The sequence below is a fragment of the Pontibacter ruber genome (genome assembly GCF_023630205.1).
GTDB classification, from domain to species: domain Bacteria; phylum Bacteroidota; class Bacteroidia; order Cytophagales; family Hymenobacteraceae; genus Pontibacter; species Pontibacter ruber.
On record NZ_JALPRR010000001.1, the window covers coordinates 491551 to 511741 of the forward strand.

Sequence of the window (20191 nt, forward strand, 5' to 3'; positions counted from 1 at the left end):
CTGCTGTAGTTTACAACAAACGGCTTTATACTTTCTTTATTCGGGCACTTTAGCCAATTGCCTGCTCAAGGTCAGCAATCAAGTCTTCTGCATCCTCGATGCCTACGCTCAAACGGATAAGCGAATCGCTCAGGCCTGCCTTCAAACGTTCGGCAGCCGGAATGCTGGCGTGTGTCATGGTAGCCGGGTGCCCGCAAAGCGACTCTACCCCGCCCAGCGACTCTGCCAGTGCAAAGAACTTGAAGCGCTCCAACGTACGCATGGCATCCTCAATTCTGTCTCCTTTCAGCACAAACGAGATCATACCTCCAAAGTCGTTCATCTGCTCGCGTGCCACGTTGTGGTTGTTGTGGTCTTCAAAACCTGGCCAGAACACGCGCTCCACTTTCGGATGGTTTTTCAGGTATTCGGCAACTTTGCGGCCGTTCTGGCAGTGGCGTTCCATACGGATGTGCAGCGTTTTAATGCCACGCAGCACCAGGAAGCAGTCCTGTGGGCCCGGTGTGCCACCGCAGGCATTCTGGATAAATGCCAGGCGCTCGTGCAGTTGGTCGTCGTTCACGATCACAGCACCCATTACCACATCCGAGTGGCCGGCCATATACTTGGTCAGCGAGTGCATCACGATGTCGGCTCCCAGGTCAAGTGGGGTTTGCAGGTAGGGCGTAGCGAAGGTGTTATCGGCTACCAGCAACAGGTTGTGCTTTTTGGCGATAGCCGCGCAGCCTTTTATATCAATGATGTTGAGCAGCGGGTTGGTTGGCGTCTCTACCCAGATCATGCGGGTGTTCTCGTTCACCAGTTCCTCCACCTTGCTCAGGTCGCCCATGTTAGTAAAGTGGAACTTAATACCGTAGTTTTGGAAGATCTTTGTAAAAATGCGGTAGCTGCCGCCGTACAGGTCGTTTGTGGAGATCACCTCATCGCCAGGCTTCAGCATCTTGATGATCGCGTCTACGGCTGCCATACCAGAGGCGAAACAAAGGCCATGCTTGCCGTTCTCCAGTGCTGCCAGCGCGTTCTGCAGGGCTGTACGGGTTGGGTTGTGCGTACGTGAGTACTCGTAGCCCTTATGGTCGCCAGGCGAACGTTGTACGTAAGTAGAGGTCTGGTATATTGGCGTCATGATGGCGCCTGTGGTTGGATCTGGCTCTACGCCAGCATGTATAGCTTTTGTTCCGAACTTCATGCGTTTGTATGTTTTAGGATAAAACGGTATGCCGCAAGTTAATAAATTTACTTTTCAGGATTTATGGCTTCGCTACCGTATGTGTTATTTATAGTTTGTTTTGCCTGGTGCTGCCTCTTTAACGAGCGGTGCCTATAGTATAGTTTATGAAAAAACTGCCGCTCCTGCGGAGCTTTATACGTGAGAATGCCTCTACGTTTGTATCCATGCTGCTACTGGTGGTAGTGCCGGTAGTAGTAAGCTCAACCATTGCCCTTGTATTGTACCAGTACCAGGGCCTGTTGCAGAACCTGCAGTGGTGGGAAATGCTTTTATACTTTGCTGCCGTATCGGTAACCATGGCCTTTGCCCTCACGCCTACCACTTTTGTAGCTTTGGTCAGCGGCTTTTACCTGAGCTGGACGCTGTTCCCGGGCCTGATCGTGTCATATGGCATAGCGGCGCTGGTAGGCTACAGCGTAGCCCGGCTGATCGACCACGGTAAAATGATGTCGTTTCTTAACCGGTTTGAAAAGGCCCTCTTCCTGATGCAGGAACTGCGCCAGCAAAGCTGGAGCCTCATCATCCTGACGCGCATTTCGCCGGTACTGCCTTTCGCTTTGATGAACTTTGTGCTGTCGCTGCTGCAGGTAGACCGCAAAAAATTCTTCCTGGCAAGTATCGTTGGCATGCTACCCCGCACACTTTTCTTCTTTTGGATAGGCACTCAGGCCAGCGATGTCATAAATTTATTGCAGAACCCGGACAGCGGCAGCGGCGGTCAGCTGCTCATGATCGCGCTGATAATCATTTCGATAGGCGGTTTATACTTTGTTTTTGACCGCGCACTGAAGAAAGCTTTAAAAGACGCGTCCGTAAAAAGTTGATTTTTTTTGCAGGGAGGGCTTGCTTTGAAAGGAAAAAGGCCTTTACTTTGCACTCACAATAACGGAAACGGTCACGTAGCTCAACTGGATAGAGCATCTGACTACGAATCAGAAGGTTAGGGGTTCGACTCCCTTCGCGACCACCGAAAAAGCCCATTAGAGCGATCTGATGGGCTTTTTAATTTCTGCAGATTCTTGTACCTCTCCTGTCTTATTTCTTAGCCAGCTGCCTGCTGTTCTCCTTTTAGGATTTCCTCTTCTATTCTGGGAGAAATAATGGTCAGAAAAGTTTGTACAAGATTTGGGTTCCTGATCTCTCCAATATTCATCAGCACGATCAGCCCGATGCGGTTATCATCGACATCGGTGAGGGGCGTACCCATATAGCTCTGTATGGATAGCTCCTGCAAGGCTACATCCTCCGGGAAATGATCTGCTACATCGCTTGGGTAAAAGCACACGCCATTGATGAGTACATGCTCACAGGGCGTATTTTTCACGTCATAGTCAAAGTTCCCGAACGGCTCACCGTCATGCACAGCAATCAGAGTTCTTATTTTTTCATTATCAGGCTGCACGAACTTGCCGATTACAACATAATCGATTGCCAGCTTCTCCGAAATGAAAACACTGACATCTCTGAAGAAATCGTCTCCTACATAATCATTTGTAAAAGTAACAGCCTCATCAAGTAGTTCCTGCTCTTCCAGCGACCATGCTGTCGGCATGGTATGAACAAACCTGTACCTCATACCCGAACACGTTCAACTATAAATTGTTAGTTATCATTAAAACATTTAAACAGCTATACGCAAGTAACTGTAAATCAGATATTAGCTATTTAAATGATGTTTTTTTTTATAAGTGTATAGGTAATATAGCTTTAAAGGCACTAAAGTACAACTGCTGGAAGGCTGGTGTTATACATAAAAGGGCGGCAACTTAACGCTGCCGCCCTTTTATGTATACTTCAGGTACACTGCTCACTACCCGTAAGCAGCGCCCTATTTTAAGTTATGTTATACTTTCAGCGGCTAAGCCGCTATTTCTTCTGATAGCCTGTAATTACCCCGGTGCGCCATCAGGATGGCAAGGATATCCTGGTCTACCTGGTACAGATGATGATCTTCTTCCAGCGCTTCCCAGGAGGTAAAGATCCGCCAGGTCTGGCTTGTTCCAAACTGAGCAATCTCGGTAACAGTGGCTATTCTCTGAAAAAAGGAAAACAGCTCCAGGTCCTCCTCCCGGGTCGGTACTTCGATGCACCACGAATCGCTGTTGATTATCTGGATGATTTCAGCTTTCCTGTCATGTCCGGCAGGCATGTAGTAATAACTAACCTGCACTTTCTGCTTTTCCGGGTGAGTGCTTTTCATATCAATAGGGTAACATTTCCTACATTCGGCGTCAGGTACAATAACTGTATTATAAGTAGTTCGGCAGCCAAAGTATGACTGTGCAGCCAAACCAAACTTAATTTACCTGTACCTTCTGTTTTATATAAATGATTCGGGGCAACTCTGCATTGGTAGTTAAGCAAGGGATATGCTCTAATCCACACTTGCTCAGGACACTTTCTGCTGAAATCACTGGTTGTCGAATTGCACTGTATCTTATTGTAAACGGCATATACAGAAGATGTCGTATTATGGTTTTATTCTTTGCAAAAGTTCATAAATCTATCCCATAAATTATGGCAAGAATATCAGTTTAGTGATTTTACAGAACCCCGGAAAGGAAATAAAAGCACATGCTGCTTTGTAAACTTTTAATTGTGGAATATTTGTTACTTTTGTACCATTACTTTATTACATACTTAAAAACAGATAATTATGGGAATGTATCCTGAATATATGGTTGCCCCGATTCGTGAGGACCTGACTTCTGCAGGCTTCGAGCAGCTGATGACACCAGAAGAGGTACAACAGGCTTTGTCTACTGACAACGGTACTGTACTGGTGGCAATCAACTCGGTATGCGGTTGTGCTGCTTCTAAGGCACGCCCTGCTTTGAAAATGGCTGTTGCAGCCAGCGAGAAAAGACCGGATAAACTCATCACCGTGTTTGCAGGCATGGAGCAGGAAGCTGTAGCAAAGGCTCGTGAGTTCATGCTGCCTTATCCTCCGTCTTCACCGTCTATCGCGTTGTTCAAGAACGGCGAACTGGTGCACATGATCGAGCGTTACCACATCGAGGGCAACGACCTGAACCGCATTGTAGACAACTTGCAGGGTGCTTTCGAAGCATACTGCTAAGTTTTCAGAAACCGTTAAAAGTAAAAGGCCGATGATTTCTCATCGGCCTTTTACTTTTATACTTATTTATACTTTATACGTGCATTACCGGGCACTCACCTGCCGCAGGTCAAAACCGATGTCGTGGCGGTAGTAGCGGTCCTGCCAGGTAATAGCTTCTGCGGCTGCATTTGCTTTTGCCAGCGCAGCATCCAAGGTATCGCCCAGGGCTGTAACTGCTATTACGCGGCCGCCGCTGCTTACCAGTTTATCGTCTACCAGCTTGGTGCCTGCATGGAACACCAGCACATCTTCCGGCACATTCTCGAGGCCTGAGATCTCTTTGCCTTTCTCAAAGCCTTCCGGATAACCACCTGATACCAGGAACACCGTAGCTGCCGTTCTGGGGTCTATCTCCAGTTTATAGCTTCCCAGAGTATGGTCGTGCAGGGCACGGAACAGCTCGAACAGGTCAGATTTGATGCGCGGCAGAATGGCTTCGGTTTCCGGGTCGCCCAGGCGTACGTTGTACTCAATTACATAAGGTTCGCCGTTCACGTTCATCAGCCCGATGAACAGGAAGCCGGTGTACGGGATGTTCTCTGCCTGCAGGCCCTGCAACGTAGGCTCGATGATCCTGGCTTTCACTTTCTGCATGAATACCTCATCGGCAAACGGCACCGGCGAAATAGCACCCATACCGCCTGTATTCAGCCCGGTGTCGCCTTCGCCTATGCGCTTGTAGTCTTTTGCTTCCGGCAGCAGCACATACTCTTTGCCATCGGTAAGTATAAACACCGATACTTCGATTCCCTGCATGTATTCTTCGATCACCACTTTGCTGCTGGCATTGCCAAAACGCTTGTTGCGCAGCATGTCTTCCAGGGCAAAAATGGCCTCCTCATAATCTTTGGCAATGATAACGCCCTTGCCTGCAGCCAGTCCATCGGCTTTCAGCACTGCAGGGTACGTATGGTTGCGCAGGTACTCTACTGCGTTACGGAATGTTTCTTCTGTAAATGTCTGGTAACGGGCAGTAGGGATGTTGTACTTCTGCAGAAATCCTTTGCAGAAGTCTTTGCTGCCTTCCAGCTGTGCACCAAGTTTCATTGGCCCTACAACCAGAATATGCTTCAGGTACTCCGTACTCTGGAAGTAATCATGAATCCCTTCAACCAGCGCATTTTCTGATCCTACCACGATCATCATGATATTGAAATCGGAAGCAAACTTGGCTATCTCCTCAAAATCATAGATATCTATACTTGCGGTTGTGTGAAAACAAGTGGTGCCCGCATTGCCGGGGGCCACAAACACTTTATCGCAGTACTCACTCTGGCTTAGTTTCCAGGCAATAGCGTGCTCGCGCGCTCCAGACCCTATTATCAGTACGTTCATAGTCTTCTTAATCTCTAATTGCTGATTGTTTTTTGCTGTACTCAGCTTTACTCAACTACTGTTGCGAAGTTAAAGATTTATAATTGCCAGTGCAGCACAAACCATTGTTTTTACTTTCAAAGAGTATTTAAAACAAAGAGACCGCTGCTCTGATACAACGGTCTCTTTGCACGTATTCCTGCTGTTTTTTTCTGTCAGACAATCAACAATGGATCAATCAACAATTTAATTCGCATACTCCGACAGGAACTTGATGCGCATCAGGCGCAGGTCCTCTTCGGTATAGTCGTCGGTGCCAAGCTCCTTCAGCGCCACCCCGATGTTATCGGTGCTGGCATTCATGAAGTAGTCGTAGATCTCATCCTGGCGTTCGTCGTCCAAAATGCTGTTGATATAATAGTTCAGGTTCAGCTTGGTGCCCGAGTAGCAGATGTGCTCGATCTCCTCGATGAGTTCCTGCATGGTCAGGTCCTTGGATGCTGCGATCTCCTCCAGGTCCACTTTCTTGTCAATCTGCTGGATGATGTAGATCTTGATCTTGGACTTGTTTACAGTGGTTTTCACCACTACGTCAGAGGCTGTTACAATGTCGTTCTCCTCTACGTACTTGCTGATCATGTCCAGGAACGGCTTGCCAAACTTCTGAACCTTGCCCATACCCACTCCGGCGATATGCGCCAGCTCTTCTTTCGTGGTCGGGTACACCGTAGCCATCTCCTTCAGAGAAGGGTCCTGGAACAGCACATAAGGTGGCAGGTTCTTCTCGCGGGCAAGCTTCTTGCGCAGGTTTTTCAGCAGGTCGAACAGTACTTCATCGTGGCCGGCCTGGGCCTGCGTTTCTTCTTTCTCCTCGTCTTCCTTTACTTCCTGCTCGTAGTTGTGGTCTTTGGTCAGCTGTATTTCGTGTGGCTTCTGGATAAAATCAAGTCCTTTCTGCGTCATTTTGAGTACGCCGAAGTTCTCGATATCCTTCTCCAGGTACTCTGATAAAAGGATCTGGCGCAGCACAGAGCTCCAGAACTGCACGTCCTGCTCTTTACCTTGGGCAAACACTTCCAGTTTGTCGTGGTCGTAGCTGGTAACGTACTGGTTGCGCAGCCCTGTGAGCACCGCCGTGAGGTGGTCAATACCAAAACGCTCCCCTGTCTGATGAACCGCTTTCAGGGCAAGCACTACCTCTTCCTGCGCCTCAAAACGCTCTTTCGGATGCAGGCAGTTGTCGCAGAAACCACAGTCTTTCTCGTAGGCTTCGCCAAAGTAGTGCAGCAGCTGTTTGCGGCGGCACACAGCCGAGTCGGCATAGGCGGCCATCTCCTGCAGCAGCAGTTTGGAGTTGTCGCGCTCGGTAACCGGCTTGTCTTTATTGAATTTCTCCAGCTTGATAATGTCGTCGTAGCTATAGAACATGATGCAGTTACCTTCCAGGCCATCGCGACCGGCGCGACCTGTTTCCTGGTAATAGCCTTCTATAGATTTAGGCGTGTCGTAGTGGATCACAAAACGAACGTCCGGCTTGTCAATGCCCATACCGAAAGCGATGGTGGCTACAATTACGTCCACTTCCTCGTTCAGGAAGGCATCCTGGTTGGCCATGCGTATGTTGGCATCCAGACCGGCATGGTATGGCAGGGCCTTCACATCGTTTACACGCAGTAATTCCGCAATCTCTTCTACCTTCTTACGGCTCAGGCAGTACACAATGCCGCTCTTCCCTTTGTTCTTCTTCACATACTGGATGAGCTGCTTTTTGGTATTGTGTTTCGGGCGCACCTCGTAGTATAAGTTGGTGCGGTTAAAAGAGGATTTGAACACAGAAGCTTCGTCCATCTGCAGGTTACGTTGGATGTCGAGCTGCACTTTAGGCGTAGCCGTAGCTGTCAGCGCAATAACAGGCAACTCCCCGATCTGGTCGATGATGCCGCGGATACGACGGTACTCCGGACGGAAGTCGTGGCCCCACTCCGAGATACAGTGCGCCTCATCGATGGCGACAAAGGAAATATTGGAAGCGCGCAGGAATTCCACGGTTTCTTCTTTCGTAAGCGACTCCGGGGCCACATACAACAGCTTAACCTCACCGGCCAGCGTCTCCTTTTTCACCTTGTTTATTTCAGACTTCGACAGCGTGGAGTTCAGGAACTGCGCATTCACACCGAATGCATTCAGCTGATCCACCTGGTTCTTCATCAGGGCAATTAATGGCGATATCACGATCGCTGTACCCGGAAGTGAAAGAGCAGGCAGTTGGTAACACAACGACTTGCCCGCACCGGTCGGCATAATCACAAAGGTGTTCTTTCCGTTGATAATGTTGTTAATTATCAGCTCCTGATTTCCTCTGAATTGATTATACCCGAAAACTTCCTTTAATTTGTTCTTGAGATTTACCTCTTGTTTTACTGACATGTAAGCTTGCGGAAAATTTAATCTTTAACGTATCCTTTTAGGATGCCTTTAACACAAATTTAATTTGAATCTAGTTAATAACATTACACTTACTGCAAAAAAAGTATTGCACTCTGAAGCGGAGGCAATCGCTAAACTGGCTGATTTCATAGACGAAGACTTTGAAAATTGTGTCGAAGCCATTTTGCAGATCAAAGGCCGGGTGGTAGTGACAGGCATTGGCAAAAGTGCCAACATCGCCCAGAAGATCGTTGCTACCCTTAACTCCACCGGTACCCCTGCCTTGTTTATGCATGCCGCCGACGCCATTCACGGTGACCTGGGCATGATCCAGCCCGAGGACTTCGTTATCTGTATCTCCAAAAGCGGTAATACACCCGAAATCAAGGTATTGGTTCCGTTGCTCAAGCGCAAAGGCTCGCAACTGGCTGCCCTTGTTTCCGGCAAAGACTCTTACCTGGCTCAAAATGCCAATTTTATACTTAACGCTTACGTGGAGCGCGAAGCCTGCCCGCATAACCTGGCTCCTACTACCAGCACCACGGCAGCACTGGCTTTGGGCGATGCGCTGGCAGTTAGCCTGCTCGAAGCCCGTGGCTTTAGCAGCGCCGACTTTGCCAACCTTCACCCGGGCGGCTCGCTTGGCAAACGCCTCTACCTGATGGTTGAAGACATCTATGGCCAGAACCAGGCTCCAAGTGTTAGGGAGAACGCCAGCCTGAAAGAAATTATTATAGAAATATCTTCTAAAAGACTGGGTGCCACGGCAGTGGTAAAGGATAACACTGCCGAGCTGGTTGGCATCATAACTGATGGCGACCTGCGCCGTATGCTGAATAAATTTGATAACTTGGAAGGTATACAGGCTGCAGATATCATGACGCCTTCACCACTTACCATTGAACCGGACCATTATGCAGCCGAGGCTTTGGCCATCATGCAAGAAAAAAATATTACACAACTCATTGTCACAAAATCAGGTAAATTTGAGGGCTTCGTGCACCTCCACGATTTACTGAAAGAAGGACTTGTATAAAATGGATAAGAACACCTACGTGGTGATAATGGCAGGCGGCATCGGAAGCCGCTTCTGGCCGTTTAGCCGTACCGATTACCCCAAGCAGTTTCATGATGTGCTGGGTGTAGGCAAAAGTATGCTGCAGATGACAGCAGAACGCTTCAGAGGCATTTGCCCGCCCGAGAACCTGTTCATCGTAACCAACAAGGATTACGAGGGGCTTGTGAAAGAGCAGTTGCCACAGCTAAGCGATAACCAGATCCTGCTGGAGCCGATCGGCCGCAACACCGCTCCCTGCATTGCCTACGCCTCTTACAAGATCGCGCAGATCAACCCGCAGGCGAACCTGATCGTTGCACCTTCCGACCACGTAGTGCTCAAGGAAGACGCTTTTACGAACGTAGTTGACCAGGCGCTTGAGGCCGCTGCCAAAGACGATGTACTGATCACGTTGGGCATTACACCAAGCAGACCTGATACCGGCTATGGCTACATCCAGTTCATCGACGACGAGGCGCAACCTATCAAAAAGGTGAAGACGTTCACAGAGAAGCCTAACTTGGAACTGGCGCAGATGTTCATCAACAGCGGTGACTTTGTATGGAACTCCGGTATCTTTATCTGGAACGTGCAAAGTATACTTAGCGCCTTCCGCCTCTACCTCCCAGAGATCACCGAGATCTTCGAAGAAGGCAGCAGCATCTATAACACACCGGCAGAACAGAACTTTATTACGCGTGCCTACTCCCATTGCCGCAACGTTTCCATCGACTACGGCATCATGGAGAAAGTAGACAACGTATATGTGGTGCTCAGCGACTTTGGCTGGTCTGACCTGGGCACCTGGAACTCGCTGTACACCATTGGCCAGAAAGATGAAAGCGGCAACGTAGTGGATGGCGAGGTAATGCTCTACGATACTAAAAACTGCATCATCAAAACGCCGAAGGAGCGCCTGGTGGTACTACAGGGAATGGAAGGCTTTATCGTGGCAGAATATGACAACGTGCTGATGATCTGCCGGCTCGAGGAAGAACAGAAAGTAAAGGAGTTCATGTACGACGCCAAGTCTAAAAAAGGCGCAGAGTACATTTAACAGAATTATGAATTAAAAATGATGAATTACGAATTCAGAGAAGTATAAACCCGCTGACTTAGTAATTTTTTGGACATAAAAAGCCCCTGCAGCTAATGGTTGCAGGGGCTTTTTTCTTAAAGTATAAATCTGCTATCTTGGCTCGAAGGTGCTTTGGCTGGAGTAGCCGCTGTCGCGCAGGCGCTGGCTCATGGCTTCGTAAAGTATGATGCCGGTTGCCACCGACACGTTTAGCGACCCGATCTGGCCCAGCAGCGGAATACGCAGCTTAGCGTCCGCTTTTTTCAGGTATTCCGGCGAAATGCCGTCTTCCTCACTTCCCATGATAATGGCAGTTGGTCCTACAAAGTCAACGTTGCCATCCGTCAGGTTCTGCTCTGTTTTCTCGGTACAGGCTACAAGCTGTATGCCTGAGTTTTTGAGGTAATCCAGGGTATCTTTCAGATTGTTTTCGCGGCACACAGGCACCAGGTGCAGGGCACCGGCTGAGGTTTTAATCGCATCGGCGTTGATCTGGGCGCCGCCACGGCTTGGTATCACGATGGCATCTACCCCAAGGCATTCAGCATTACGGGCAATAGAGCCAAAGTTGCGCACGTCTGTGATGCGGTCCAGTATAAGCAGCAGCGGGTTTTTACCCTGCTCGAACAGCGAGGTAACAATCTCCTCCAGCGGCGAATAGGTAATAGCCGAAATAAAGGCCACCGCGCCCTGGTGGTTTTTACGCGTCAGGTTATTTAGTTTCTCTACTGGCACGCTCACAACCGGCACATCAAAGCGCTTGGCTGTCGCGATGATTTCGTCGGTAGTTGGGTTACGCGCTCCTTTCTGCAGGAATATCTTCTCCAGCACCTTCCCGGCCAGCATAGCTTCCAGTATAGGGCGCGATCCGAAGATCATCTCAATCTTTTCTTCTCGTGGTGTTCTTGGGCTTCCGTAGCGGTTGCCTACATTTCGGTTACTCCTGCTCTCCATTGTGCGACGGTGCTGTACCAGCTTTCCTCGTAATCGCGGTGCCGTATCAGCTCATAGTGATTTTCAGTAAAGGTATTCTCTTTTTTATTAAAAACGAACTTCACGTAAGGCGATGACTCCGATTCACGGTAAATCCAGGTTTCTGTTGCCCCAACCCGGCTGATGTCGCTGGGTCTTCCGTAAACGATATAGATCATGCCCCGGTCAGTGGTCCAGCCGGCCTTGTGCGAAGTATAAAGCCGGTTAGCGTGCTCTACTCTTCTGTAATAGGTTCTGATCAGGTCACGGGCAGTGCTCTTGTCTCCGGCTACTTTCAGCCAGAAGCCATCGACGGCAGCCTTGGGATTATTTGTTCTGAAAAGCGCCTCCCGCTCGGTAGATGTTGTCAGGTAAATAAGAGGTTGCAGCAGCTCCTGTGCCGTAGACACCAACGGGAAAGCTCCGGGCTGCACCAACAGCCCGCCGGAACCCTTATAATCCGATGCCAGCAAGTATAAGCCCGGCTGCTCCAGCTTTATGGTATCGGCTGGTTCAAATTGCAGCGTATCAATTACCTGAATTCCCTTAGGGGGCGCCTCCTGTTTCACAGACATGGGCGGCAGCGCAGGCGTAAAGGGGCTCTCCAGCAGCTGAAACCGTACCGGCTTCGCCTCCCCATATTGCTGCAGCAGAAGCCTTTCTGAGGTGTTGGCATAGTTCCGGAACAACGGCTTGCCTGAACCGGCCTGCACCATCAGGTATTTCTTCTGCAGCATTTCAGGCTTCAGGGTCAGGCTGTGCAGCGTTGCGACGCGCTCCTGCCCCGCGAGTTTTTGCCAGAGCCGCACGTGCAGTGTGTTGGGTGCAGCGATCAGCTGGCTCGGAACCGCAAAGGAAAAGTATACGCCTCCATCGCCTTCAGCTGTTTTCTGCCCGGTAACCATCAGGGTGTCGGTCACAAGCAAAGCGTCTCTTTCGCGGCTGCCCGACCTGACACTATACTCGAGTTGCTGGGTAGTTTGCTGCAGGTCCATTACCTGGCTGGCGTCCTCGAACCGAAGGAAAAGATGGAGACTATCGTTGTAAGTATAAAAGTCGTGTTGCATTGTCACGACCGGGCTAACGGGCCGGGTAACAGACGGCCTTTGCCCTTGTGGGCTGATGGCTGCAGTTGGCACATCGCCTCCACCACAGGCCGTTAGCATTAGTAACAGTGCCAGCAGGGGCACCAGAGTCGTTGAGTGCTTCATTTGCAACAGGATAACACAACAGCCAGAAAAAACAAAAAGCCAGGCCACTATGGGCGGCCTGGCTTTTTTACTGTTTAACTCTCTATTTTGTTTAACGCCGCATGCGCTGCAGATATTGCATGAGCGATTGTTGTAATTGCTGCGAACGTTCCGGCATTCCTATTTTCTCGGCCTCACCGGCTAACTGCTGCAGCATATACATATTTGTCTGGATCTCAGTATCGAACAAAGAGCCTTTTGCAAAGAAATAATCCAGCGACTCCTGTGCACTTTTAGCCATAGCTTCCAGCAGTTCTTTGGCACGTTGCTCCTCTCCTACTCCGTTCATCAGCGATATGAACTGTGGCGTGTAGTAGTCGTAAGGCACTGTTTTTACAGGCAGCTGCTCAAAGCAGTAATCGATGATCTGCTTCGCACGGGCCTTGTCTCCTGACTCCAGGTAAGCAGCCGCCAGCTTGCCGAATTTATCGCGGGCATTAGCTGAGAAACGGTAATAGTTCTCGTCGTAGAAAATGCTCGGATCATCAAAGCCACGGAAGCTGAATTTCTTCATCAGGTTCTCGTACATCACTTCCTTGTTGATGTAACCAGGCATATCCGGGTTGTTCGACTTAACCGGTACGATGCGGTATGCCAGTCCATCCAACTCAAAGTAATCCGAAAGGCCGATAAAGTCCGCACTGTTCACTGTTGTGGAGAAGTATACCGGGCGCTCCCAGTTGTTGGTAGCAAGCAGATCCAGGATGATCAGGTGCTTTTTCTCCAGCAGCCCTTGCGAAGTGGTCCACTGCATACGGTCTGTTATCTCTCCTTCTTTCTCTTTCGGAATAAAGCCCATACTTCTGACTTTCTCTTTATCCACGTTCAGGAAGAAGTTCTTGGTCGGGAAGCTCATCAGGGTAGTGCCGGAGCCATACTGTACTTGCAGCGCAGGGTGGTTCTGTTTCACCAGGCTGATGAACTGTTTCAGGTCAATGCCCGCTGCAACCTGTGGCCTTTCCACGTAAGGCAGGTAATCGTTGGTGCCCTGGCGGTAGTTCTCGTTCTCCAGCGACAGCGGCCACGGGTCGGATTTGTATGCCTGGCGCTTCATCTGGTCGATGTACCAGTCGGTGTTCAGGTAGCTGAGTACAGCCACGCGCACATCGGTGCGGTAGCCTTCCACCTCCTGTGCATACCACAGCGGGAAGGTATCGTTATCGCCGTTGGTGAATAAGATAGCATTTGGTGCGCAGGAATCCAGCAGGTTTTTAGCCGAGTCTACGGAATGGTAGCGGTTGGAACGGTCGTGGTCGTCCCAGCCTTCGGCAGCAAGTATAACTGGAACCACCAATGCCACTGCCGTAGCCGCGGCAGCACGGGCGGTAGCATTGCGCATCACTTTGCTCAGCAGATCGGCCAGGCCCAATACCCCAAGACCTATCCAGATAGAGAAGGCATAAAAGGAACCGGCAAATGTATAATCGCGCTCCCGCGGCTCAATCGGAGGCTGGTTCAGGTACAGGGCAATGGCCACACCGGTAAAGAAGAACAGCAAACCAACGATAAAGGCATCGCGGTCGTTTTTACGCACCTGGTAAATCAAACCAAGTATACCCAGCAGCAACGGCAGCGCATAAAACGCATTACGTGCCTTGCTGTTTGCTACACGGTCGGGCAGGTTTTCGTTGTTCTTGCCAAACCACAGCACACCCGACTGCTGCACATCGCCTTCGCGGCCTACAAAGTTCCACAGGAAATAACGCCAGTACATGTGGCCCAGCTGGTAACGGAACAAAAAGCTCATGTTCTGACCAAACGTTGGCATCTGCCCTTCGCGCAGATCTACCCATTTTTTATACTCCTGCAGGTGCTGCGGATTGTCGCTGTAGATGCGCGGCAACAGGGTTTTATCTTTGCTATCATAAACAGGCTCCACTTTACGGCCTGTGCTCACATACTTCTCTTTGCCCTTCACAAAACGTTCTGCTCCTTCCTTCTGGTCTACAGGTTGCGCGTTGTACTGAGGCCCGTATAACAACGGACGGTCGCCATACTGCTCACGCTTCAGGTAAGATACAAAGCTCAGGATGTCCTGCGGATCGTTCTCGTCGATGGTCGGGTTGTAGCCCGAGCGGATCGGAATGATCATGTAAGAAGAATAGCCGATCAGAATAAACACAAAGCAAAGTATGGCTGTGTTAAGGATACGGTTGTCATGTTTGATAGAATAACGGATACCATAAAAGATAGCTCCTACCAGCAGCGCTACAAACACAATGATACCGGAGCCGAACGGCAAACCAAAGGTATTTACAAAGAACACCTCCACGTTGCCGGCCAGCGATGGCAGCCCTGGTATGATGCCCCACAGAATGGCTACCACAATAACGGCGCTGATCAGAAACGCAATTACACCGCCTTTAAAAGAAGGTTTGTATAAACGGAAGTAGTAAATAAAGGCAATCGCCGGTATGGCTACCAGGTTCAGCAAGTGAGCTCCGATTGACAAACCAATCAGGTAAGCGATCAGGATGAGCCATTTATCTGAAAGTGCCTCGCCCACTTTAGACTCCCAGCGCAGCATGGCCCAGAATACGATGGCTGTAAAGAAAGAAGACATGGCGTATACTTCGGCCTCCACGGCCGAGAACCAGGCAGAATCGGTGAAAGTATATGCCAGGGCACCTACGGCGCCAGCCCCCATAATCAGCACGGTGTTGCCGTTGGTTGGTGCCACCCCTTCTTTTACCAGAAGCCTGCGCGAAAGTATGGTAATGGACCAGAACAGGAATAGCACCGTAAAGGAGCTACACAACGCAGATAGCAGGTTTACCCACCAGGCCACCTGTGTTACATCGCCTGCAAACATGGAAAAGATGCGCCCAAGGAGCAGGTAGAAGGGAGCTCCGGGAGGATGTGGTACCAGCAGTTTATAAGAACAGGCAATGAATTCACCCGCATCCCAGTAACTGGCTGTTGGTTCCAGCGTCATCACATAAACGGCCGTCGCGATCAAAAACACGACCCAGCCCACAATGTTGTTTATCTTTCGATAATCCGTCATAGCTTTTAATATTCAGCTTCGAAAATACTAAATATCTTTTGTGCTTCTGCACTTTTGCTTAACAATACAAAAAAAAGCCGGCTTTTTCGGCCGGCTTTCTGTAGATCCTTCGCTTTGAAGCAGCTTATTTCTGAAGTATAAGGCGCTTTGTCTCAACTGTTTTATCGTTTACAAGCAAGCTGTAGAAGTATACGCCGGCCGGGTAGCCACGCATATCCAGTTCCAGCGAGTTCGTTTCGGCAGCATGCAGCTCGCGCATTTCTACTACTTTGCCAATGGTGTTGGAAATCCTGATCTTGTAATTATCGCCGCTGGTCTGGCTCAGCGTCAGCTTGGTTATGCCGCGCGACGGATTCGGATAAGCGCTGATCGACGGCACAGGCTTGATGTCTCGGCCCGGTGCAATGCTGGCTAGCGTAACCGCATACATACTCTTGCTGATCTCAGCAGATTCTACTGCATGGAAAGCCTCTCCTACCGCAGAAGCATACAACGGGGAGCAAGTATGGTTCTTTTTATGCAATACGAAAGCAGGTGCAGCGTTCTGTGCAGAAACAACAGGTCCTGCTTTTTTCTCAGGCATCAGTTTCCATAGGGTAGAACCTCCTTTATATGCAGGTGCCACGCCCGCCTCCGGCCTGCTACTGGCAGTGCTATGTGCTTTCACAGCATAGCTGCTCAGATTCGAGCCTATCAGGGTGACAATTAAAAACAATCGGGTAAAAGTATTCATATATAGTGCCTCGTGCTTAAAATGTTAACTATATCATGACAATATCATTCAAAGATATAGCAAAAGATGATAAAGTAAATATTAAAACTAAAATATTTAGTGAGTAAAAGCTCTTGATGTGTTACACAGAAATTACTCACGTCCTGTTTTGTTCTGCCAACTCTTGAAGTTTAGCAAGAACCATGCCTTTACTTTAAGTAGCATACCCTTTCTACAAAACACTTCCTTATGGCCTCTGCTTCATACCTACACGCAACACCTTAAATGCACCATATTTTATACTTTTCAAATTATCATTACAATTTATATTGAAAAATAACAATAACCTTTTATAAAAATTGTTCAAATCTATTGAACACACCCCTTCTAACATCCCACCCCCTCCTATTCTGCCAACCAAGGCTTTCAGGCCATTATTCGGTAAACATAGTCCATTTTATATATTGAATTTTATAAAGAATCTGATTGTATTATAGAAACAAGATATAAATATTGTGCAACTCTCAAAAAAGTACTCCGTTAGTAAAGCCTATAAACAAAATAGGATTACTTTAAATGATAAAACTTTACATGAAACGCTATATATTTTTGCTGGTATTTATTTTCTCTTCGCTTACACAAGTGACTGCCCAGGACGGCGGCACACCAGCAGGTTGCACAGAGGAGGTGGGTTGTTTTACGTTTCAATACCTTGGAGCTACAGAAAATGCAGATGACCCAAATATTCACATCCTGACCTATACTTTGCAGGTAAACTGCTCAGAACGTTTAGAATACGTTGCTTTTGAATTACCTGAAGGCAAGAAAGCAGCGACTCCGGCCGATGTCTATGCCCGTGACCCTAAGTATAATGTATACAATGGCACCACAAGCGGTAAAAAAATTGAAACAGAGTTCAATGCCATCCAGTTTACAGCCAAAAACAAGTATGATCTGAACAACGGAGCCATCGACACCTTCCGCTACTACCTGGAAACAGCCGACCTGATGGCCATGCAGGATGTAAGAATCCAAGCAAAATCAGGCGGTACCGTAAGCAACACATCCTTCAACTTTGAAGCCTGCGGTATCAGATCCACAACACCTGAGCCCTTCTGTACGCTGGGCGACGAAAACATGACCTTTGGCTTTATCAATGCGACAGACAACGAAGATGGCACCACTACGGTACGCTTCAGCCTGCAGAACAACACCGCCACTGACCTGGAAGCACTTACCATTGAAGTAGCAGACGCTCCGCAGCCACTAGCAATTGAAGGAAATGGCGCTGCCTACCGTGCCAAGTATAACTACCAGGTAGAAATTGATGCAGCAGCAGGCATTATCTCTTACAACGCACAGAACACCAGAGGATTTGCCAACGGCCAGCGCGATATGTTCGTGTTAATCATGCCAACCGAGGCGTATAACACCAATCCATACTTTACCTTAAGTGCAACAGCCGGCGACGTTACCTCTGTAACCGGTTTCAACACGGTAACTTGCGAAGACACGCCGCTTACCCCGCTGCCAGTAGAACTGGTATCGTTCCAGGGCAAGGTAACGCAAAGCAGCATCGAACTGAACTGGACTACCGCATCCGAGAAAGATAACGACAGGTTTGAGGTGGAGCACAGCCAGGACGGGCATACGTTTGCCAAAATTGGTACAGTGAAAGGCGCCGGAAACTCTAATGTGCTACTGCACTACAATTTCTCCGACAAAAAGGCAGCGCAGGGCACGAACTACTACCGCATCCGCCAGGTAGATTTCGACGGCAAGTATGAACTAAGCAACGTGATCGCTATCGAGAACAGAGCCAGCTTGGCAACTACGGGCATGGTTGTATATCCGAACCCGGCCACAGGCAGCAACATTACCATCTCGTTAGGCAATGCAGCTTCGGGTAATACCCTTATCCGCATCACAAACATGAACGGCCGGGTGGTCTTTACCCAGGAAGTTGCTGCCGGCGAGCAGCAGGTAGATATCTCCCTGCCATCGCTGCAGATACCACAGGGCATGTACATGGTAAGCCTCCAGGATGGCAGCAGCCTGCAAACACAGAAGCTGATAATTCGCTAAAGAAACCAGTCCGACACATAGTTAAAAGCGGGAGCAAAAAACTCCCGCTTTTTTATTCTTTACACAAAACTATCTGGCTCAATACCAGTTAAATATAACTATAGGCACCTGCTAAACATCAACAGCCATGAGATCATTATTTCTGCTGCTCCTGTGCCTCTGCTGCCAATGCTTCAGCAGTCTGGCACAAAACAACATCCTCAAAGGCACGGGCTCAGTTTCTTTTGCAGCTAACGGCCCTTTAAACCTTATCAAAGCTACTTCTCCGAGTGCTGGTGGCTTTATTGATACCAGAACGGGTAAGATCCGCTTCGAAGCTGCTTCTGCTTCTTTTCAGTTTGCTATCTCGTTGATGCAGGAGCGCTTCAACGACAAGTACATGCAGAGCAGCCGGCATCCGCGCGCCACTTTTGTGGGGGAACTGGTGGGAGTTACACTTCCCTTGCAGGAAATAACACAGGAGGTAATGGCAAAAGGCATCCTGACCATACACGGAATCCCTCAGAAACGCACGATAAAAGGCACACTTACCAGGCACGGGGATGCCCTGCAACTGGTAGCCGACTTTGCAGTAAACCTGCAGGATCATGCCATCGAAGCCCCCAAACTTACTTCCGGCGTGGCAGCAGAGAATATTAACGTACTGGTAGATATGCTATTGCAGCCAGCCTCAAAGCCTGTAGCACAGCGCCAGGTTACCCTGCACGCCAGGCGCTCTCCTAAATAACGTAGGCAATTTCTTTAAAGGCGAAGTAGCGCAGCTCCCGGTCAATTTCCACAGCCAGTCGCCCGTCTTCATCTATTCCGGCAATACAGCCTTCCACCTGCTTGCCCTCCACCTCAAACGTATGCGGTTCCTGGTACCGATACAGGCGCTGCAGGTATTCATACTTGAGCTTTGCCAGTTTCCCGTTTCTAAGTTCCAGGTACCGTTTTTCGAGCAGCTCCAGCAGGCGCGCCACCAACACCGGTAACTCGTACTGAACGCCGGTTATACTTGCCAGCGAAGTAGCCGTAAGTACACTGAAATGCAGTTGGTTAATATTTAAACCAATTCCAACGATCGCGTGTTGTAAGTGGTAGCTGTTAATTGTGTTTTCAATCAGGATTCCGCCAAGCTTCTTGTCTTCAAAGTACAGATCGTTGGGCCATTTAACCTGCGCCTGCTCTGCCCCGTATTCGCGCAGAAGGTCCAGCACGGCCAGCGATATGGCCATGTTCAGGTAAAACTGTTGCCTGGTAGCCAGAAACGTTGGTGACAGAATAACAGACATTGTAATGTTTCGGTGAGGCGCAGCTTCCCATACATTACCCCGCTGGCCACGACCTTTCGTTTGCTCGTCTGTAAGTACCACGCAACCTTCTGTGGCTTTGTTTTTGTTAAGAAGCTGTTGGGCCTCGGAGTTAGTTGATTCACAAACCGGCAGAAAATACAGCTGCTGGCCCATAAACAGCGTATTAGGCAACATATATTAAGCAGAATTTAATACTTTTGTATATCAAATTTAAGTAACACAGATGAAAGAAACCAAGGTTGAGGCTAATTCGGACATATTGGCAGAAATTGTAGTAAAAGGAATGCAGGAAAAGAAAGCTACCGATATTGTCGTTATTAATCTTAAATCGCTAAAAAACGCCGTATCCGATTACTTCGTTATAGCATCAGCCAATTCCGATACACAACTTGACGCCATTGCCAGTTCCGTTGAGGAGGAAGTTTTTAAAGCTATTCGCCAGAACCCATGGCAAAGCGAAGGCCGCACCAACAAAGAGTGGGTGCTGCTGGATTACGTAGACGTAGTGGCACATATTTTCCTGAAAGACAAGCGTGATTTTTATGCACTGGAGGAGCTTTGGGGCGATGCCAGCATCAAACACGTTGAGTCTGTCTAACTCAGATAGTAGCCGGTCTGAACAAATCGGGCCGGCTGGTGTTT

The 20191-nt window shown here is 49.0% G+C and carries 17 protein-coding genes and 1 tRNA gene; 8 read left to right on the forward strand and 10 right to left on the reverse strand.

The window, feature by feature from the left end; all coding sequences use genetic code 11:
• Positions 1–49: 49 nt before the first annotated feature.
• On the reverse strand, positions 50–1189 hold the full coding sequence (locus MJ611_RS02040) for a cystathionine gamma-synthase (protein WP_250427708.1): 1140 nt from the start codon (positions 1187–1189) through the stop codon (positions 50–52).
• A gap of 146 nt (positions 1190–1335) precedes the next feature.
• Here MJ611_RS02040 and MJ611_RS02045 point away from each other — a divergent pair, with 146 nt between their 5' ends.
• Both MJ611_RS02045 and MJ611_RS02050 read left to right on the forward strand, forming a co-directional pair.
• A complete protein-coding gene (locus tag MJ611_RS02045; RefSeq protein WP_250427709.1) occupies positions 1336–2055 on the forward strand; it encodes a TVP38/TMEM64 family protein in 720 nt (239 codons plus the stop codon).
• A gap of 69 nt (positions 2056–2124) precedes the next feature.
• Positions 2125–2198: transfer RNA gene (locus MJ611_RS02050), tRNA-Arg, on the forward strand.
• Positions 2199–2273: 75 nt separating this feature from the next.
• Here MJ611_RS02050 and MJ611_RS02055 read toward each other — a convergent pair.
• Together MJ611_RS02055 and MJ611_RS02060 are read right to left on the reverse strand one after the other, a co-directional pair.
• Positions 2274–2783 carry a GAF domain-containing protein gene (locus tag MJ611_RS02055; RefSeq protein ID WP_250427710.1) on the reverse strand — a complete coding sequence of 170 codons (510 nt, stop codon included), beginning with the start codon at positions 2781–2783 and terminating at the stop codon, positions 2274–2276.
• A 306-nt stretch (positions 2784–3089) separates the two neighbouring features.
• The gene (locus MJ611_RS02060) at positions 3090–3431 is read right to left on the reverse strand and encodes a hypothetical protein (protein WP_250427711.1); all 342 of its coding nucleotides are present in this window, start codon (positions 3429–3431) and stop codon (positions 3090–3092) included.
• Positions 3432–3893: 462 nt separating this feature from the next.
• Here MJ611_RS02060 and MJ611_RS02065 point away from each other — a divergent pair, with 462 nt between their 5' ends.
• A complete protein-coding gene (locus MJ611_RS02065; RefSeq protein WP_317233135.1) occupies positions 3894–4310 on the forward strand; it encodes a BrxA/BrxB family bacilliredoxin in 417 nt (138 codons plus the stop codon).
• Between the two features lie 84 nt (positions 4311–4394).
• On the opposite strand, the gene purD is transcribed toward MJ611_RS02065, so the two are convergent.
• Both purD and recQ read right to left on the reverse strand, forming a co-directional pair.
• Complete coding sequence (gene purD, locus MJ611_RS02070) at positions 4395–5687, reverse strand: phosphoribosylamine--glycine ligase (protein WP_250427713.1); 1293 nt, start codon at positions 5685–5687, stop codon at positions 4395–4397.
• Positions 5688–5912: 225 nt separating this feature from the next.
• Positions 5913–8093, reverse strand: coding sequence for a DNA helicase RecQ (gene recQ / locus MJ611_RS02075; protein WP_250427714.1), 2181 nt, complete (start codon positions 8091–8093; stop codon positions 5913–5915).
• 64 nt (positions 8094–8157) lie between these two features.
• Between recQ and MJ611_RS02080 the strand changes: the two genes are divergently transcribed.
• Together MJ611_RS02080 and MJ611_RS02085 are read left to right on the forward strand one after the other, a co-directional pair.
• Positions 8158–9129: a KpsF/GutQ family sugar-phosphate isomerase gene (locus MJ611_RS02080; RefSeq protein ID WP_250427715.1), complete on the forward strand. Its 972-nt coding sequence runs from the start codon at positions 8158–8160 to the stop codon at positions 9127–9129.
• A gap of 1 nt (position 9130) precedes the next feature.
• Positions 9131–10207, forward strand: a complete 1077-nt coding sequence (locus tag MJ611_RS02085; RefSeq protein WP_250427716.1) for a mannose-1-phosphate guanylyltransferase — start codon at positions 9131–9133, stop codon at positions 10205–10207.
• Between the two features lie 132 nt (positions 10208–10339).
• Here the strand turns inward: MJ611_RS02085 and rlmB are convergent, their stop codons facing one another.
• The 4 genes from rlmB to MJ611_RS02105 form a co-directional block, all read right to left on the reverse strand.
• Positions 10340–11182 carry a 23S rRNA (guanosine(2251)-2'-O)-methyltransferase RlmB gene (gene rlmB, locus MJ611_RS02090; RefSeq protein WP_250427717.1) on the reverse strand — a complete coding sequence of 281 codons (843 nt, stop codon included), beginning with the start codon at positions 11180–11182 and terminating at the stop codon, positions 10340–10342.
• Positions 11155–12411 (reverse strand): GWxTD domain-containing protein, encoded by a 1257-nt coding sequence (locus tag MJ611_RS02095; RefSeq protein ID WP_250427719.1) that lies wholly within the window; start codon positions 12409–12411, stop codon positions 11155–11157. Before MJ611_RS02095 ends, rlmB begins: the two co-directional genes overlap by 28 nt.
• Before the next feature lie 91 nt (positions 12412–12502).
• Positions 12503–15457 (reverse strand): glycosyltransferase family 117 protein, encoded by a 2955-nt coding sequence (locus MJ611_RS02100; RefSeq protein ID WP_250427720.1) that lies wholly within the window; start codon positions 15455–15457, stop codon positions 12503–12505.
• A gap of 124 nt (positions 15458–15581) precedes the next feature.
• Positions 15582–16124 carry a T9SS type A sorting domain-containing protein gene (locus MJ611_RS02105; protein ID WP_250427721.1) on the reverse strand — a complete coding sequence of 181 codons (543 nt, stop codon included), beginning with the start codon at positions 16122–16124 and terminating at the stop codon, positions 15582–15584.
• Between the two features lie 636 nt (positions 16125–16760).
• On the opposite strand from MJ611_RS02105, the gene MJ611_RS02110 reads away from it, so the two are divergent.
• Positions 16761–18254 (forward strand): T9SS type A sorting domain-containing protein, encoded by a 1494-nt coding sequence (locus tag MJ611_RS02110; protein WP_250427722.1) that lies wholly within the window; start codon positions 16761–16763, stop codon positions 18252–18254.
• Positions 18255–18381: 127 nt separating this feature from the next.
• Positions 18382–18981, forward strand: coding sequence for a YceI family protein (locus tag MJ611_RS02115; protein WP_250427723.1), 600 nt, complete (start codon positions 18382–18384; stop codon positions 18979–18981).
• Here MJ611_RS02115 and MJ611_RS02120 read toward each other — a convergent pair.
• Complete coding sequence (locus tag MJ611_RS02120; protein ID WP_250427724.1) at positions 18974–19723, reverse strand: biotin--[acetyl-CoA-carboxylase] ligase; 750 nt, start codon at positions 19721–19723, stop codon at positions 18974–18976. The two genes, MJ611_RS02115 and MJ611_RS02120, sit on opposite strands and share 8 nt — an antisense overlap.
• Positions 19724–19772: 49 nt before the next feature.
• On the opposite strand from MJ611_RS02120, the gene rsfS reads away from it, so the two are divergent.
• A complete protein-coding gene (gene rsfS / locus MJ611_RS02125) occupies positions 19773–20147 on the forward strand; it encodes a ribosome silencing factor (RefSeq protein WP_250427725.1) in 375 nt (124 codons plus the stop codon).
• Positions 20148–20191 lie beyond the last annotated feature (44 nt).